Consider the following 17,480-nt stretch of genomic DNA (forward strand, 5'->3'; position numbering starts at 1 on the left):
GGGCTTGCTGCCCGGGGCGCTCCGGGCCCACGGTCACCGTTCGACGCAGTGCGTATTCCGCCAGCGAACGAAGGGTTCGGAGCGGTTGGTGATGATGCCGTCGACGCCCCATGCCGTCGCGGTCTGCCACTGGGCTTCGGTGTCGACCGTCCAGACGAACACCTCGACGCCGGCGGCCCGGAGCTTGTCCACGGTCGCGGGACGAGCCGAGAGGCCACTGAACTTGACCGCATACGCGTTGAGGGAGAGCTGCCGTGCGGTGGCCACGGGGTCGGCGTCCAGTGCCGACCGGAGCAGCGCCACCTTCGTCCGGTGCGGGGAGGCGGACGCGTCCCGCACCACCTCTTCGTCGAAGGACTGGAGCAGCGTGTGGTCGGTCATCCCCGCCTCGGAGACGAGCCCGAGGGCCCGGTCGACCGCAGCGGACGACTGCGGTCCCTTGATCTCCAGGAGGAGCCGGGCCGGCCTGTCCTGGAGCGAGGCCAGCACCTGTTCCAGCGTCGGAACCCGGCCTCCGCCCTTGACCGTCAGCCGGGATATTTCCTCGGCGGTGAGTTCGTCCACCCGTCCGGTGCCGTCCGTCGTCCGGTCCACGGTCGCGTCGTGCATGATGACCGGCCGGCCGTCCTTGGTGAACTGCACATCGGTCTCGACCCAGTCCGCACCGCGATCGGCTGCGGCTTCCAAGGAGGCCAGCGTGTTCTCCGGGGCGGCCTCCGGAGCGCCGCGGTGCCCGATGGCCTTTGTGCGCGAGCAGCCGACCAGGACGGTCTGGTCCCAGATGCGGATGTTGTCGATGGTCCCGGCGAAGTGTTCCTGGAAGGTGCCCTGGTAGTGGAGGCGACCGATCTGCAGTCCACCGTTGGCCCGCCAGGGGGTGGTGAAGTCGGCTGCGGTCTGGGGCTTGCCGTTGACGAAGAGCTGAATCTTCTTCGTAGCGCTGTCGTAAACGCCGGTGAGGTGGGTCCAGACACCGGTCTGGGCGGTGTCAGTACTGATCGAGCGGACGATCGTCGTGTCGTCGCTGTCCGTGGCGTGCCGGTTGAAGACCCACTTGTCGTAAGCCTTCGAGTAGTAGAGCTGGAACCCGCTGGCACGATTGCCGGCCTGCGACAGGAACGTCTGGTTCCTGTCCTTGGCGTCGAGCTTCACCCATGCCGATACGGAGAAAGACTTGGTGGTGTCGGTGACGGGTCCGGCGGTGGCCGCATACGCGGTCGTGCCGTTCAGCTTCAGGGCCGTGCCGACCTTGCCGGGTGCGCCGAGCTGGGCGCCGCCTCCGGCGAGGGTGGCGACCAAACCGGCACCCATGCCGCCGCTGACCTGCGTCGCCCCTGCACCTTCGTCCAGCGGGAAGGAAGCCAATTCCTGCAAGTGCGCGGGGAACTGGCCGCTGGAGAGCGCCGTGGCGTCAGCCTGCGTCACAGCCGACTGCACCGTGCGAACCTCATCGATCGCACCGGCCGCATTCTCCTTCCAGGCGCCGTGCGAGCGCAGCCGGCCGATCTGAAGACCGCCGGTGGCCCGCCACACGGGGGCGGCCTGCACCGACTGTTGGAGCCGACCGTTCACGAACAACGACAGCGAGCGCTTGTCCGCGTCATAGGAACCGATCAGATGGGTCCACTCATCAGGCTGTGCGGCATCCTTGCTCACGGCGCGCACGAGGTCCGGGCCGTCCGTGTCGGCGGTGTGCTGATTGAAGACCCACTTGTCGTAGTTCTTGGAGTAGTAGAGCTGGAAGCCGCTAGCGCGGTTGCCGGCCTGGGAAAGGAACGTCTGGTTCCTGTCTTTGGCGTCGAGCTTCACCCATGCCGATACGGAGAATGACTTGGTGGTGTCGATGACGGGTCCGGCGGTGGCCGCATAGGCGGTGGTGCCGTTGAGCTTCAGGGCCGTGCCCGCCTTGCCGACCGCCCCCGGCTCGGCGCCGCCGCCCAGCTCCGCGGTGAACTCCCGCGCCGTACCGCCCAGCACCCGCCGCGAACCCGCGCCCTCATCCAGGGAAAAGGCCGCCGTTTCGGCCACGCCGGCAGGCCGGACGGAGGGGGCGCGCCCAGCCGGTGAAGCCGCGAGCGGATCGCTCGACACCAACGCCGGGGTACCGGTGGCCAGTACAGCTGCCGCTGTCAAGGGCAGCATTAATCGGCTGTAGAGTTTCATTCTGATCCTTGTTCATCAAAGCGAAGGAGCATACGGAGAGCGCTTCTCCGTGCCTGCGGAACCGGGGCCCGGCCCGGTGCGAATATCCGGACGAGGCCCCGGTGGGGAATGACGTCGGAATCCGCTAATTCTTGGTCTGGATCCCGTCGTTGAAGATCTCGTCCACGCCGATGGCCCGATCCCAGATGCGGATGTTGTCGATGGTCCCGGCGAAGTGTTCCTGGAAGGTGCCCTGGTAGTGGAGGCGACCGATCTGCAGTCCACCATTGGCCCGCCAGGGGGTGGTGAAGTCGGCTGCGGTCTGGGGCTTGCCGTTGACGAAGAGCTGAATCTTCTTCGTAGAGCTGTCGTAAACGCCGGTGAGGTGGGTCCAGACCCCGGTCTGGGCGGTGTCGGTACTGATCGAGCGGGCGATGGTGGTGTCGTCGGCGTCGGCGGTGTGCCGGTTGAAGACCCACTTGTCGTAGGCCTTCGAGTAGTAGAGCTGGAACCCGCTGGCACGATTGCCGGCCTGCGACAGGAACGTGCGGTTCCTGTCCTTGGCCTCGAGCTTCACCCATGCCGATACGGAGAAAGACTTGGTGGTGTCGGTGACGGGTCCGGCGGTGGCCGCATAGGCGGTCGTGCCGTTCAGCTTCAGGGCCGTGCCGACCTTGCCGGGTGCGCCGAGCTGGGCGCCGCCTCCGGCGAGGGTGGCGACCAAACCGGCACCCATGCCGCCGCTGACCTGCGTCGCCCCTGCACCTTCGTCCAGCGGGAAGGAAGCCAATTCCTGCAAGTGCGCGGGGAACTGGCCGCTGGAGAGCGCCGTGGCGTCAGCCTGCGTCACAGCCGACTGCACCGTGCGAACCTCATCGATCGCACCGGCCGCATTCTCCTGCCAGGCGTTCTGCCACCGCAGACGTCCGATCTGCAGCCCACCGTTGGCCCGCCAGGGGGTGGTGAAGTCGGCTGCGGTCTGGGGCTTGCCGTTGACGAAGAGCTGAATCTTCTTCGTAGAGCTGTCGTAAACGCCGGTGAGGTGGGTCCAGACCCCGGTCTGGGCGGTGTCGGTACTGATCGAGCGGGCGATGGTGGTGTCGTCGGCGTCGGCGGTGTGCCGGTTGAAGACCCACTTGTCGTAGTTCTTGGAGTAGTAGAGCTGGAAGCCGCTAGCGCGGTTGCCGGCCTGCGACAGGAACGTCTGGTTCCTGTCCTTGGCGTCGAGCTTCACCCATGCCGATACGGAGAAAGACTTGGTGGTGTCGATGACGGGTCCGGCGGTGGCCGCATAGGCGGTCGTGCCGTTCAGCTTCAGGGCGGTGCCCGCCTTGCCGACCGCCCCCGGCTCGGCGCCGCCGCCCAGCTCCGCGGTGAACTCCCGCGCCGTACCGCCCAGCACCCGCCGCGAACCCGCGCCCTCATCCAGCGGGAAAGCGGCCTTGCCGTTGAAGGCACTGCCCGTGAGCCACGAGACGATGTTGTCGGTACGCGCAGCGGTGGAGCCGTCGCCGTCTCCGGACTGGCCCAGGCAGCCGGCGTGGGCCGCGAGACTCTGGACCGCCGTGATGCGCCCGTTCCCGTCGAGCACCGGCCCTCCGGCATCACCCTTGCAGATTTTGCCGCCCGTCAGCGCCATGGTGGTGTCCGTGGCACTGCTCCGGGTCACGTTGCCGTTGTGCGGACCGTCGGGCACCCACGCCGTGCCGGTGCGCCCATATCCGGCCGCGACCAGCGTCGCCCCGTCGCCGGGGGTGCTTCCCGAGATCTGGGCAGGGGCGATGTCGGTCAGCGGAGAGGTCAACCGGGCCAGCAGCACGTCACGATCGTCGCGCGGCACCACGTAGTTGATCCTCACCGGCGCCTTGCCCGCGAAAGTGGCCGTCGCTTCACGCGGCGGCGCGCCCGCCGACACCGGCTTGGCCGGGTCGTCGGAGAAGCAGCTCGCCGCCGTGAGGACCCAGGTCCGGTCGACGAGGGCACCGCTGCAACCTCTGCCCCCCTGCTGCCCGGGCCGGTCCACGGTCACTCGGGCCAGCCACGGGCGAGCGGAGTCTCCGGTCACCACGGGCGTCTTGCCCTCACCCACGCTGAGTTCTAGCACGGTGGATTTCAGGGCGGGGTCCAGCCCCTCACCCAGCGACTTCCAGACGCCGGGCTCGAGGCCGACTTCTTCGACCTTGCTTTCGTTGGTGCTTGGATTCTCCGTCCGCACCGTCGCCATGACGCCCTCCCGGCTAACGGACTTCGCCAGGTAGGAGCGCTGAATCTCCAGAGCCAGATACCCCACCGGACCGGAGACGGCGAAACACGCGTCACCCTTGGTGCTGTTGATCTGCACCAGATCACTTCCCCTGGAGGCGCAGTCAACGACGGTGATGTGACCGTCACCGGAGATGAGCTTCAGGCCCTTCTCCGCGAGCAACTTGTCCCGGTCGGGGTACGCGAAATCCTCCACCAGGGAATCCGATCCATCGCCGGGCGCCCCCAACGACACTCCGGCCATGGGGCCTGTGCCCCAGGCGGTCACCGCGGTCAGCGCGGCCAGTGTCACTGACACCGGCCGCCTCAGCACACCACGCCACCCCATACGAACTCCCCCCATACATGAATGTCAAAGACCAGCCATGCGGGACGCCGATGCGATCAGAGATGTCGGTCGGCTCGGCGCGCGTCGCGGCAGATCGCGGCGCGCGGTTCCGTGGTCGTGCCCTGCGGAGGTGGTCCCGGCATGGTCGGATGGATCTATCTTCACCCCATGGTCACAATCTTCACAGACATCTCACAGCCAATATCTGTCACAGCTGACCGAAACCGGCACATCGGGCCCGAAGGGGGCGGTGTGCGGGCTGCGGGCGGCAACCGTGGGGAGGTAGGGGTGCCGTAGCTGACTCGTGCGCCCGCCCGGCATGACGGGATAGCCCTGAGGAGTCCTTGCACTGTGCCCACCCGGATCGCTCATAGTGCAAGGACTTAACGGCACTGCAAACGCGAGAACGTCTGCCTCGATCCGGACGCGGGCAAGGCGTCCGTGCGATGTTATGCCGCTGACCGCTGACCGGCCCGCACTGAAGACCATGGCGGCTCCGCTGCAGCACCTGAAAGAGGGCGAGTGGCGCGCTGGACGGGCCACTGCTCCATCAAGATCACGGTGGACCGGTACGGTCACCTCACCCTCGACGGCAGTGAGCGTTGCCGTCAGGTCATCGAGGCGACTTCGGGGTGCACCTGCTCAGCGGATTCCCAGCTCCGCGAGTACCCGGTGCTGAGTTGGTGCCGGCTCAGCCGGGAAGTAGAGGTAACAGACCCCTCCCGAACCGCTCTTGACCTGGCCGTTGGCATCGTGGCGCTTGGTGCGCAGCCAGATGTTTTCGAACTGGGATGCGGGTTCTTATCAGACACTGGACACCATGACAAATGTACAGGTCAACAGCTCGGGCTCGTTTGCCTCGAACGAGCCCGAGCCGGGCCGTGCTGAGTTCGTGCTGGCTTCCGCTGCCGCCCCTTCCGGTCCGTTCGGGGGCGTTGCGCTGGATCGGTGCTGGCTTCTGGCGCTGAAGGCCGCCCCCTGAACAGCACCGAGACGGACGAAATGCGCCTTCTTCACTGTGCGTCACCCCGACGCCCACACCCGTATCACGCGCGGACGCCCGCCACGACGGGCCCATGAAGGTCATGTGGCGCTGTACGGCCCGTCTGGTGCGGCCGTGATCCATCCTTATCCTGTCGCACTCCCGACCTATGGAGGTGAGCAGCGATGGATCAAAAAATGTGGACCGTGCCGGCTCTGGCGAACTTTCTCGGAAAGCCCACCTCCTGGGTTTACGACAATCACGAGAAGCAAGCCATCCCCAGCTTCCGTGTGGGCCAACAGCTGCGGTTCTGGCCCAACGAGATCATGACCTGGCTGGAAGAAAATTGCCGCGAACAGGGGGTCGCATGAACGTCAAGTACAAGGAGACGGCCCGCGGCGGGCTCGCGGTGAACATCATCGAGTGCTAGGAAAATAGGCCCTGACCAGCGCGTTCGTGACTTTCAGCGCTGTCAGGGCCTTCCCTGCTTACCCGGCGGAAAGTCCCCGGAATGTCCCTGGGACAGGGTTGATAGTCCCCGGGATGTCCCCGGCCGGCGAGGGCCTCAAGGGAAGCCATCCACTTATTGCGGTAGGCGGAAAAGCTCCCAGGCAACACCTCCATCAGCCCGGCTGCAGAGGGCCCACCGTCGGCGGGCGGCCAAGCCGAATCGGGCATCGCGCCCCCCATGGCGCCAGCTCATTCCCGGCAAGAGCCGTCGTGACGGATCGAGAGAGAGCCCAGTATTAGCCTGGGGACACCGACATCACATGTACCAGCGGTACGACGGCGGAGCGGTACCCCAGGCCACAATGGCTCCGCGGACCACTGCCGCCCCGCCGGACCCGCAACCCACTCGAAGGCCATTATGTCCGAATCGCTGAAACTAAGTAAAAACAACTCATCGCCTTCCTGAAACCGCAGCTCACGACCTGTGGTCCCCGCGCATGCGGGGTTGGTCCCCGCTGCCACACAACTGCGCGCTTCCCATACGGGTGGTCCCCGCGCATGCGGGGTTGGTCCCTCGGCGGCGGCCTCGATGGCGACGGCCAGGTGGTGGTCCCCGCGCATGCGGGGTTGGTCCCTGAATTCTCCTTTTCGTGAGGTTGGGATTTACGTGGTCCCCGCGCATGCGGGGTTGGTCCCCTGGTGTCCTAGACACCTAGGAACTGTCGAATGTGGTCCCCGCGCAAGCGGGGTTGGTCCCGCCCGCGCCTCCTCCAGCGGGGTCATGTCCGCGTGGTCCCCGCGCATGCGGGGTTGATCCCTACTACCGGCAAGCCGGTCGCCAACAGCTCGACGTGGTCCCCGCGCATGCGGGGTTGGTCCCACCACGACCGGAGAGGACCGTACGCGGACATGGTGGTCCCCGCGCATGCGGGGTTGGTCCCCGGAAGCTAGTGGGCTAGGAATGCGTCGAGTGGTGGTCCCCGCGCATGCGGGGTTGGTCCCCAGTCGGGTGCCGCGCGGAGGAAGGCGGTGGCGTGGTCCCCGCGCATGCGGGGTTGGTCCCTGAGCGCGGGTCTCCAGCTCACTCTCCCGACCGTGGTCCCCGCGCACGCGGGGATGGTCCCCCCGAGCAGGTGGCCGCCGACCGGCTCGCCCACTGCTCCCCGCGCCCGCAGGGATGGTCCCGCAGCGGTGAGACGTCCCGCGCGGATGAGGCCCTGCTCCCCGCGCCCGCGGGGATGGACCCGCCCCCTTCGGGTCCTGGTCCCTGGGCGACGACCTGCTCCCCGCACCCGCGGGGATGGACCTTTCTCGGACCGGCACGATGTGTTCGAAGCCCTGCCCCTCGCGCCGCGGGATGGCCCCGCCGACGGACGGCGCCGAGGTCAAGGACGGCTCCTGCTCCTCGCACCCGCAGGGATGGTTCCGGCTCAACGTAGCGATCATGGTCGGGCAGTAGCTGCACCTGGCTCTCGTCCCGGCCGCGGTTGCCGTCCTGCTCGAACCAGTGAACTGCGCGCAAATTGGGTGCGTAAGGCGATGATTGACGCTACAAGCACGGGTGGGTATCGACCACCTCGGAACCAGAGGCGCGACCTCTATCGAAGGTGAATCCATGCCCCGAATGTCCGAGTTGGTGAAAGTGGTTCAAATCCGGGTGGTGTGCATGGAACGATGCAGGTCACGAAGTCTGCTCCCCGCAGCCGCAGGGGAATTGGGGCGCGCGGCCGCCCCTGGCATGGAAAAGGGAACGATCGGATTTGGTCACGGTCCGCGATTGACCGGTGTGGGCGCTGGTGGTGCGTCACGATGGCCGAGGTTGTTGTCTCGAGGAGGAATGTCCGTGGGTGACCACCGTAAGCCCGATCCGGAGCCAAGTCAGGGCAAGCCGCCGCCGGGGAACTCTGATGGGAAGGTGCCTGACCCGCCGCCCCCGTCGGGGAAGCGGCCGAAGTAGGCGTCCTCCATGTCTGAACTCTGCGAGCTCCAAGAGCGCCTGGAAAGCGCCATGGAGGCCGAATGCCTCTGGCCGGCGGACTCGCCCTGGGTCCGCCGTGCCGCGCAGGATGCTCCACGGCACGCCTTCGCCCCAGATCGGGTGTGGGATTGGGACGGCGACATCTACGCCCCGGTCGACCACGCCAGCGATTGCGCTCGGTGGGCGAGCCTCGTTTACGGCGGCGTCTACGACTCCACCATCACCCAGGTCACCGACGGCCTGCCGACGTCCAGCCTGTCCTGCGAGGCAGTGGTCGCCGACATGCTGGACTCGCTGATCTTGGAGCCGGGGCACACCACGCTGGAACTGGGCACCGCAACAGGCCGGAACGCCGCTCTGCTTACGGCCCGGGCCGGGCCGGGCCGGTTGCCAGCGTCGAATTCGACCCAGATCTGGCGGCTGCCGCCCACACCAATCTCGCCGCGGCAGACGCTCACGTGGAAGTCGTCGTCGGCGACGGCGAGCTCGGCGCGCCGGGTGCCGGTCCCTTCGACAGGGTGATGGCCACGTATGCCGTCGAGCTGGTGCCCTGGGCCTGGGTGGAACAGACCTGGCCGGGAGGCCGCATCGTGACTCCGTGGGGTCGGCTGGGCCATGTGGCATTGACCGTTGCCCCGGATGGCCGTTCGGCGCCTGGCTGGATGCAGGGGCTGGCCACGTTCATGCCCGCCCGCGGCATCGGCCAAGGGAGGTCCTGGGAGCAGGTGCGCGGCGATGAAGCACCTGAGGCTGAAGGCTTGTTCGGCCGGGATCTGGAGCCGCTGCACCGCGATGCCAACGTGCTCTTCGCGCTCCGGGTGATCCTGCCTGACGTCCGAATCCGCACGGAAGCCAGCCAGGGGATCACCGCCTGGGTTCATGACGGCAACTCCTCCTGGGCCACGCTCGTCGCTTCCGAAGCCGGCCGAACCACGGCCTACCAAGGTGGCCCGCGCCGCCTGGCCACCGAGCTGGAGGACGCCTGGCAGGCATGGGAGACAAACGGCGCTCCCGGTCTGTACGACTACGGCATGACACGCACTCCAGAGGAGCAGTACATCTGGAGCAACGACCCCAACACCGGCCCACGATGGCCAACAGCCGCACCTCGGCTCAGCACTGCCAAGCAATAACCCGCGCCGGCCTGGGTGACACTGTCCGACTCCCGCCACTCCTGTGAGCTCGGATGCGGCTCCACCAGGACTCCACCAAGTGCTCCCCGTGCCCGAAGGGGTGGTCCCGCGGCGCGCAACGCGGCCCGTGTGTCGAGGGCCTGCTCCCCACACGCGTGGGCATGGTCCCCCTGACCTGCATGGTCTGCCTCTGCTCTCCGCGGAGGCGGAGGTGAGCCGAAGCTCCTGATCGGCCGCGCCGGGAACAAGAGGTGCTCTCCGCGCAGGCGGAGGTGAGCCGTGGTCCCACTCGGCCCCGCCCCGCACACCCCTGTCCTCTCCGCGCAGGCGGAGGTGAGCCGGGGTCGCCGGGGTAGCGGAGGCTTGCGCCGTCGTGCTCTCCGCGCAGGCGGAGGTGAGCCGTACCGCACCGAGCACCGCGTCCGCGAGGTGCTGCGCTCTCCGCGTGGGCGGAGGTGAACCGGCTTGCCCGCAGCCCTGGTCGGGGGGCATGCCGTGCGCTCCGCGCGAGCGGGGATGGCCCCCCGAGGAGCTGAGCGAGCTCAGAGGCAGGCATGCTGCTCCCCGCGCCCGCGGGGATGATCCCCACGCCGGGCTGATCGAGAATGACGACGTTCTCTGTTCCCCGCGCCAGCAGGGCGGCCCCCTCCACTGCGGGGATGGTCCCGCCTCCAGGGCCTCTTCCATGAGGGGCGCGACCTCCATCGAAGGTGAATCCATGCCCTGAATGTCTGAGTTGGTGAAAGTGGTTCAAAACCGGGTGCCGCGCATGGAACGATGCAGGTCACGAAGGCTGCTCCCCGCACCCGCGGGGATGGTCCCCCGAACTGCCCTTTTCCACTTAGGGGTTTGGGCTGCTCCGCGCACCCGCGGGGATGGTCCCCGCATCAGCTCGGGCCCGCGTTCTCCGACCCACTGCTCCCCGCACCCGCGGGGATGGTCCCACCCGGCGCAGTTCGGGGGTGTGGGTCCAGCCCTGCTCCCCGCGCCCGCGGGGATGGTCCCGCCACGCCCAACACGAACGCGAACACGGCGTTCTGCTCCCCGAGCCCGCGGGGATGGTCCCCAGGCGGTGACGGAGGCGCCGGCCAGGATGCCCTGCTCCCCGAGCCCGCAGGGATGGTCCCAGGTCGGCGACAGCGGGGGTTTCGGTGCCGCCCTGCTCCCCGCGCCCGCGGGGATGGTCCCGAGTCGATTCACCGTCGCGGCGCCACATTCACCTGCTCCCCGCACCCGCGGGGTTGGTCCACATCAAGGGCGGTATTGAACGGTGACTGAGATAGTGGTCCCCGCGCATGCGGGGTTGGTCCCAGGTACTGGCTGTTCGGGCATCCGGTGGCTCCGTGGTCCCCGCGCATGCGGGGTTGGTCCCGAGCGGGTGATCACCGCAGGAACGTGGATCATGTGGTCCCCGGGCATGCGGGGTTGGTCCCCCATCGGACAAGCTGTCGATTCCGTCGAGGCTGTGGTCCCCGCGCATGCGGGGTTGGTCCCCCCCACCGGCATGACCCGGCAGCACACCCGTGCGTGGTCCCCGCGCATGCGGGGTTGGTCCCGTGACGATCATCGGCGTGTTCCAGGACCTCCGGTGGTCCCCGCGCATGCGGGGTTGGTCCCGATCGAACGCAACTGCCTGGAACCCCTGCAAGCTGCTCCCCGCACCCGCGGGGTTGGTCCCGCCCTCGTGGCCCTCTGGCACCCGGAATGCGAGTGGTCCCCGCGCGTTCGGGGTTGGTCCCTTCGCGCAGATGGCCGCGCAAGGCCGCAGCGCCTGCTCCCCGCACTCGCGGGGTTGGTCCCGTCACGAAGAAGGACGGGAAGCGGGTAGAGATGTGGTTCCCGCGTATGCGGGGTTGGTCCCTGGGGCGCGCACTTGTCCTTCGTGTCGTCGGTGTGGTCCCCGCCCACGCGGGGTTGGTCCCTGCTGCGGCCGGCCTCGCCGCCCGCTGCTCCTCTGCTCCCCGCACCCGCGGGGTTGCTCCCCGGTAGTTGTCACCGGCGCCGATAGTGGCTTCCTGTTCCCCGTACCGCGGGTTGGTCCCGCACCATCGTCAGCGCCAAGAAGACTGCTGGAGTGGTCCCCGCGCATGCGGGGTTTGTCTCTGGACGGCGTCCTGCGGGACGCCCCGTCCCCACCGCGCCCCGTCTCCTGTTCCAGGCCGACCCGGAAGCGTTCCGGCACGCCCCGGTCCGGCTACTAGCCGTCCGCAGCCCGTGGCTTCGCGAGAGCCTCGACAACCTCATCCAGCACATGCGCGCCGGCCTCTTCTAGCCAGTCGGCAGACCGCACCGACGTCTAGCCTCCGGCCGATCCGGGGAGCGTGCTGCCACGAGCGAACCGTGCCGGACAGTGGTGCCTCCCGAGCAGCCCTGAACAATCCTCGCGGGCTCCGGCTTTCCGGTCGGGTACAGACTGGCAGTCCGAACATAAGAGCGGCATCCGGCATCCCATGTCCCTTAAACTGACGGTAAGTGGGTGATGCGAGACGACGAGGAGCACTGTGCGAACAGGTCGAGTCGACGCCTCAGGGGCGAACCCAGTGCCGCACCACTGCAAAGCTACCGACCGTGAGCCCGTACCTCAGGGGCTCACCAGGTCCGCGCTCATCGCGGCGTTGCACGACTCCTACGACCACACGCTCCGCGCCCCTGCAATAGCCGCGCCCGTGGCGCACCCGAACGGCTTCGTCAAGCTGCCCTTGGCACTGGTAGCTGAGGACTCAAGACGGCTCTTCCTGCACGTCTGGCTTGCAGGAGAAGAGGACTCACAAGCCCATGATCACCGTTGGGACTTCTCGTCCACCGTGTTGCGCGGAACTGTGAATAACAGCTTGTTGGACATCACCGAAGCCGACGACCCCCTCTGCGACGGCGACCCCCTCCTCGGCGCGGAATCGTCCCGGTCTCCGGGCTACCGGGTCGTCCGCTACGAGCCCCGCGAAGGGGGGTACCGATTCGACGCAAGCTGCGGGGAGCGAGTGATCGTGACAGGGCACCGAACAGCCACGGTGTGCGCAGGCGACGCATACGGTATGTCGGCTTTCACATTCCACCGGGCGAGAGCGCTGCCCGGCACGATGACCCTGGTTGCGAGGGGGGCTCCGGTTAGCCGGTACGCCCGAGTCCTGGTGCGGGGTGAGGTTTCCGAGGGGCCGAGGCGGTGGCGGCAGGTGGGGCCTTCGGAGCGGCGTGGCTACCTTCGCGAGGCGTTGGACTGCGTCGCATGAGCCGTACCGGCAATCGTCACGGACGCACGTCGGGACGGGATGACCCTCGGGCGCTCATCCGTAGGGATACCGTCCTGATCATCGCTGTCCACATCGATGACGGCCCGGGGGTGCCTTTCCGTGCAGGCCCTCTGGAACGGCGCTGGCGCGTTGGCCGGCCCGACGAAGTGGTGTCCAGCGCATCCCGCCGTGCCGCATACACTCAGCGTCACCTCGAACCGCTCCTGTGGGGGCAGCACGTCCGGTGGCATCGGGAGGTGCCCCAGGCAGAGGCGTCGCCTTCCCGTTTCCAGCTTTCAGCCATCGAGTTGGTGCGCCTGAACGACACTGCGCTCGGCGCGCTGAAGGACATGGGCTCACCGGTTCACGCGAACGGAGTGGCTCTTCTGCACGGCGTTCTGCCGCCGGATCCGCCGGCGCAGCTGCCGAAAACCCTCCAGGAGTGCGCTGACGTCGACCCGCACCACGGGCAGGGCGCTCAACGGGCCTGGGTCGCACGGCAGTTGCCGTCGGGATGTCGGATCGCTGACACCGAGCGGGAGGCGGTGCACTGCACTCTCGTCACCGCCCAGAGTGGTCTGGTGCGGCTGCATCCGGGGCGTGCGCAGCGGAATTGGGATTCCCTCGATCAGTGGCTGTGGCATCTGCATCATGCGACGTTGTATCCGCCTGGCCCGGAGGCCGCGGAGCAACTCCACGCCATGCGCCTGCCGCTGCCCACCAAGGTCCGGGGCGTGCTGGGTGTTCGTGGTCTCACCCTGGTGGGCACCGAGCAGGATCCGGGTGTCGGAGTTCCACGTAACTACTACGACGGCACCAGCTATCACCTGGCGACGCTGTACGCCGATGCCTTGGCTCTGGCCCGGTTGCAGCAGACTGTGCTGGACGCTTTCGGCAGCGAAGTGGCACGGATCGGCGAGCACGAACCCCGCCGGCGGAAAGTGGCGCAGATGGAAAGGGATCTGCTCGTCTTCCGTCGCAGCTACTGGGCGGCCGGCTTCGGCCGGCAAGGAACCGTCGATGCCATGGTGCGGGCATGGCAGCAGAGTGCCGGTCTGCCGCAGTCGCTGCAGAGCCTCGTCAGTGACCTCGGCGAACTGTCCCGCCAGGTGCAGTCCGCCGAGACGGAGACGACCAACGCGATACTCGGCCTGCTCGCTGCGGTCGGCCTACCGTTGACCACGGGGCTCGCTATCTGGCAGGGGCTTCCTCAGGCCGGGTCCTCGTCGCTGTTTCGGATCCTCGGGGCGACCGGTGTGGTCACCGTGGGCCTCGTCACGCTGTTCCCTGGACTGCGCAGGCTGTTCGTGGATCTCTTCCGGCGCAAGTGGCGGGGTGGCAGGCGGTGACGCCGCCACCGGCCTTCTCCTGGCCGCCCCGGCATGCTCCCGGATACCCGTTGGGATGTGCGGACACGGGGGACGTGCTCGCCCGCTTCGCCCGCGAGCCACATCAAGAGGCGAGCGTGGTTGTCGTCACGAGCGCGTTGCGCGCCAGCGTGGAGGACAGCGGGGATCACATGGCGGGGCTCTCACGAGTCCGGCAGAGCCTAGCGGCGATCGGGCACCGCCTCGGCACCGCATGGAGCCCTTCGTACTACGGCAAGGACCTGGTCCTGGTCCGCGCCGGGAAACACGCCGTCCCCGCGTGCCTGTCCATGAAGCCACCGGCTGGAGGCAGCGACAGCGACGTCCGACACGGCTGGGCCTTCGACCTCGTTTCCCTCAGCGGAAGTGACGACGAGCGACGGGAGAGGCTGCTGCATGCCTGCTACGCCATATCGATGGCCGCCCGGCTACGACGAGACCGGCCGGACCTTCGGCCGTGCCGCGCCCATGACGTCCTGCTACGGGTGCCAGGACTCCTGTCACCTGAGCTGGCGGCCTCGCTGCTCGCCGGTGTCCTTGTCCGGCCGCTGGGCGGTACCGACGAGGGCTCGGGTGCCCGACCGGGAGAAGATCCGCGATTTCCGGGCGTGCCGTCGGCCGACGCCTGGGACGTGTTCGCGCAGAGGCCACCGCAGCGAGGTCTCTACGCGGTCAGCGACGTTCACGACATCGAATGGGGCACCCTCGATCGGGAAAGCCGTCAGCGTCTTACGGAGGGCAGTGCGCACGAACTGCTCCCCCTGACCGCGGCCTGGCTCGACGGATCCCTGCCGTTGACGGACGTGCTGGACCGGGCATACCGACTTCGGGTGCGGCGTGAATCGCTGCTCTCACGCCATCTGCGAACCCTGAACGATGCGGTCACGGCCGGTGGCCGGCTTTTCGCAACGCTGGGGGACGGCCTCTCCGGCATCGTCTCCGACGCCGCGCTGATGCGTTCGGCGGTGCTCACGGCGAACGGTGAGAGTGCAGGCCGCATGCACAGTGGGGCCGGTGTGGCGCCCATGGACAGGCTGGGACTCACCGCGGCCCGCCGCCGCGCGCATTTCAGCCTTCACGTGACCAAGACCCTCAAGGGCACGGGGCACCAGGAGCGGTTCTTTCACGGTTTCGGCACCCCCCTCGGCTCCCGAACGGCCGATTCCGTGGTCGGCTTCCTGTCCGCTTTGCGGAGGGCAGGTCCCGACTCCCCGGGTTTCCACCATCTCGCGCACGCACTGCGATGGCGCGACTGGTGGCATCTGCACCTGCCGCCCACCGCACGGGTCCACCTCGACCAACTCTTCGCATCGATACAGGAATCGATACCGGGCACGGCGGCGGAAACGTGACCCGTGACCTCATGCGGTTGCCCACTGCCATGTGCTGGGCAACCACACCTGTGGCGCCGTCGGCGGTGCCGATGCGGTAGAGGGACCGTACGGAGCAACTCTCGTCTCCAGTACCGGATTCCAGAACTCTGCGAGCCGGTCCGCTGCTTCGGGCAGGCGGCCGAACTCCAAGCCGTCCCGGAAGGTTGCCGTGTCCCAGAAATCCAGCCACTCCCGCGGTGGTTGAGGCAGGTGGTCCGGCCACGTGCGCCCCATGGCGGCGAATTCAATCGCCACGTCACGCCGCACCTCATCCAGGAGCAGTGCGGGTGCCAAGGGGCTCGCAGCGGCCAGCAGGAAGTCCGTGAGATCGGTCCAACGCGTATTGATCTTGCCGCCATCGCGCCGTCGGGTGTAGCGCAGCAGCTTCTGCGCCAGGCACCGGCTGAGTGTCGCCGCCGGTACGGTGACCGGGGCGTGCCGGCCGGGAAAGTCAAGGGGTGCGGTGCGGTAGTCGCCCGCCACGTCGCCATCCGGCACCAGCAGGATGTTGAGCAGGACCTTCCCGATGGACTCCCCCGCCCGTACCCGGACCAATGCCCGGTGTACGGTCGCCCGGCCGGGCGAGCTGAACACCACGGGTTCCGAACGAAGCAGCCAGAGGCTCTCCCCCTGCAGGCCGGGAGGCAGTTCGGTAGCGGACAGCAGCAGTCGGCCCGCGCTCGCGGAAAGGGCCATATCGACATCGTTCGGCAGTCGGGCTGAAGGGCCCATCCACCCGAGAAGCGCCGTCGAACCCTTGAGATGCCAGGCGTGGGGTGGCAGGAGCCGGTCGATACTCGACAGCACCGCCGCTATGGATTGGACCAGGTGTTGGTCAGCTGTGGGAAGCGTGGTCTGGTCGGCCTGCTCCCATGGCCCGCGCCGCTGTTCCATCCATGCTCCTCGATCGCGTGTCCCGCCCGGTTCACAGGGATGACGGTGTCATAGGAGAGTGGCCACGGAGGGCGGATTCCGTCGGATGTCCGCGCCTTGAGCGATCCAGCGCAGCAGGCGCGGAGGTGGTTCGGGTACCAGCCGCCGACGCCCGCTGCCCAGGGCGACTCGTGCTGCCAGGGCCCGCAGCCCGGAGATCCCGCAGCCGGCGGCCAGGTCCAGCATCCTGTCGGAGACGTCCGACGCAAGTTCCTGGTGCCGGCCGGCCAGGGCAAGTATCCGTGCGGCCGCGAACAGATTCGTGTGGGCAGCCTCCAGTAGTTCTCGAGCCGCTTCTTGGCCCTCTGGGGTATTCACGGCGCGGTCGAGGTACTGGACCGCACGCGGCAGCAGCACCGGCCACGTTCGTACGGTGCCGACGAGGGCCCGGGACACCTCCTCGTCGGGCTCGACACGGGCCAGGGCGTACCTGAGGGCACGTACATCGGCGTCCTGTATCCCCCTGCGCCATACCTCGGGTGGGTGGCCCGCAACGTCGTGTGCCGGTCCCGCGAACAGGTCGTTCACCGGCTCGGTGGTGCTCTTTTCTTCGGACAACCACAGTCCGAGTGCTTCCAGCCCGCCTTCCACAACGCCGCGGACCTGTTCCGCTTCCGCGCTGTTGCGGACGAAGACATGCCAGTCGTCACCCCAGCGAAGCCACCGGCCCGGCGTCGTCACGGTCAGGAGCGCGTCGATCGGGGCTAGCGCTGCGGTACCGAGCCGGTTGGCCCAGCGGTGACCGGGCAGGAGGCACCGGCCGGTGGCACGGTGCAGTTCGGTCAGATATCCCGCCAACTCGCCGGTCATCCAGGGAGCCTCGAGCAGTACGTGCAGGGGAAGCGACTGGCCGAAGCGGTGAATGTCGAGCCTCAGGACGAGTGGCAGATCACCTCGGCGTGCCATTTCGCGCATACGGGTCTGTCGTGCCCGGTAGGCGGAGCGGTAGTCCCAGACCGGGGACCGGTAGCTGAACACCTCCGGGCGCGGCTTCTGGTGGAGCAGCGAGCGCTCCACCAGAAGGTGCGCATGGGCGCGTACGGCTGGTGGCACGACGGGCACACGCTCCGTCCGCCGGGCCAAGGGCACCTGAAGCCATCCGACATCGAGCCGCTCCGGCACCACGACAGTTCCACCGGCCAGGTCCCGGATGACATCGGTGGCGCCGAGGGCGTCGGGGATCCACTCGGTCAGCAGGTCATGGCCGAAACTCGTGCTGAGCGCGCTGTTCAGCCCGGTGTCATCGTCTCTCACGACGGCATGATGTCACCCGGGTGGGGGGCACTCGCATCGCCTAATCTGACC

Annotated in this window: 10 protein-coding genes, 1 pseudogene and 2 CRISPR repeat arrays; of the genes and pseudogenes, 6 read left to right on the forward strand and 5 right to left on the reverse strand. The window is 68.0% G+C overall.

The features are described from left to right. Positions 1 to 33: 33 nt before the first annotated feature. The 3 genes and pseudogenes from ACF088_RS23195 to ACF088_RS23205 all read right to left on the reverse strand — a co-directional run. On the reverse strand, positions 34 to 2,163 hold the full coding sequence (locus tag ACF088_RS23195; protein WP_392377682.1) for a LamG-like jellyroll fold domain-containing protein: 2,130 nt from the start codon (positions 2,161 to 2,163) through the stop codon (positions 34 to 36). Positions 2,164 to 2,287: 124 nt separating this feature from the next. After that, positions 2,288 to 4,702: a LamG-like jellyroll fold domain-containing protein gene (locus ACF088_RS23200; protein WP_392377683.1), complete on the reverse strand. Its 2,415-nt coding sequence runs from the start codon at positions 4,700 to 4,702 to the stop codon at positions 2,288 to 2,290. 672 nt (positions 4,703 to 5,374) lie between these two features. After that, positions 5,375 to 5,521, reverse strand: a pseudogene (locus ACF088_RS23205) (peptidase C39 family protein); the annotation flags it as partial. Here ACF088_RS23205 and ACF088_RS23210 point away from each other — a divergent pair. The 6 genes from ACF088_RS23210 to ACF088_RS23235 all read left to right on the forward strand — a co-directional run bounded on the left by ACF088_RS23210 (position 5,496) and on the right by ACF088_RS23235 (position 15,221). Then, positions 5,496 to 5,714: a hypothetical protein gene (locus ACF088_RS23210; protein WP_392377684.1), complete on the forward strand. Its 219-nt coding sequence runs from the start codon at positions 5,496 to 5,498 to the stop codon at positions 5,712 to 5,714. The pseudogene ACF088_RS23205 and the gene ACF088_RS23210 overlap by 26 nt on opposite strands. Before the next feature lie 185 nt (positions 5,715 to 5,899). Then, a complete protein-coding gene (locus ACF088_RS23215) occupies positions 5,900 to 6,085 on the forward strand; it encodes a helix-turn-helix domain-containing protein (protein ID WP_159479412.1) in 186 nt (61 codons plus the stop codon). A gap of 563 nt (positions 6,086 to 6,648) precedes the next feature. Then, positions 6,649 to 7,472: direct repeats of the CRISPR family, unit length 29 nt; unit sequence GTGGTCCCCGCGCATGCGGGGTTGGTCCC. A gap of 658 nt (positions 7,473 to 8,130) precedes the next feature. After that, on the forward strand, positions 8,131 to 8,664 hold the full coding sequence (locus tag ACF088_RS23220) for a hypothetical protein (RefSeq protein ID WP_392377793.1): 534 nt from the start codon (positions 8,131 to 8,133) through the stop codon (positions 8,662 to 8,664). Next, positions 8,556 to 9,275, forward strand: coding sequence for a hypothetical protein (locus ACF088_RS23225; protein ID WP_392377785.1), 720 nt, complete (start codon positions 8,556 to 8,558; stop codon positions 9,273 to 9,275). Before ACF088_RS23220 ends, ACF088_RS23225 begins: the two co-directional genes overlap by 109 nt. Positions 9,276 to 9,465: 190 nt before the next feature. Next, a CRISPR array of direct repeats spans positions 9,466 to 9,738; the repeat unit is 29 nt; unit sequence GTGCTCTCCGCGCAGGCGGAGGTGAGCCG. A gap of 3,021 nt (positions 9,739 to 12,759) precedes the next feature. Further along, positions 12,760 to 13,851 (forward strand): hypothetical protein, encoded by a 1,092-nt coding sequence (locus tag ACF088_RS23230; protein ID WP_392377685.1) that lies wholly within the window; start codon positions 12,760 to 12,762, stop codon positions 13,849 to 13,851. A gap of 116 nt (positions 13,852 to 13,967) precedes the next feature. After that, positions 13,968 to 15,221, forward strand: a complete 1,254-nt coding sequence (locus ACF088_RS23235; RefSeq protein ID WP_392377686.1) for a hypothetical protein — start codon at positions 13,968 to 13,970, stop codon at positions 15,219 to 15,221. A 9-nt stretch (positions 15,222 to 15,230) separates the two neighbouring features. On the opposite strand, the gene ACF088_RS23240 is transcribed toward ACF088_RS23235, so the two are convergent. Both ACF088_RS23240 and ACF088_RS23245 read right to left on the reverse strand, forming a co-directional pair. Continuing rightward, positions 15,231 to 16,136: a nucleotidyl transferase AbiEii/AbiGii toxin family protein gene (locus ACF088_RS23240; RefSeq protein WP_392377687.1), complete on the reverse strand. Its 906-nt coding sequence runs from the start codon at positions 16,134 to 16,136 to the stop codon at positions 15,231 to 15,233. A 48-nt stretch (positions 16,137 to 16,184) separates the two neighbouring features. Then, positions 16,185 to 17,429 carry a hypothetical protein gene (locus ACF088_RS23245; RefSeq protein WP_392377688.1) on the reverse strand — a complete coding sequence of 415 codons (1,245 nt, stop codon included), beginning with the start codon at positions 17,427 to 17,429 and terminating at the stop codon, positions 16,185 to 16,187. Positions 17,430 to 17,480 lie beyond the last annotated feature (51 nt).

The sequence above is a fragment of the Streptomyces sp. NPDC015125 genome (genome assembly GCF_043080045.1).
Taxonomy (GTDB): Bacteria; Actinomycetota; Actinomycetes; order Streptomycetales; family Streptomycetaceae; genus Streptomyces.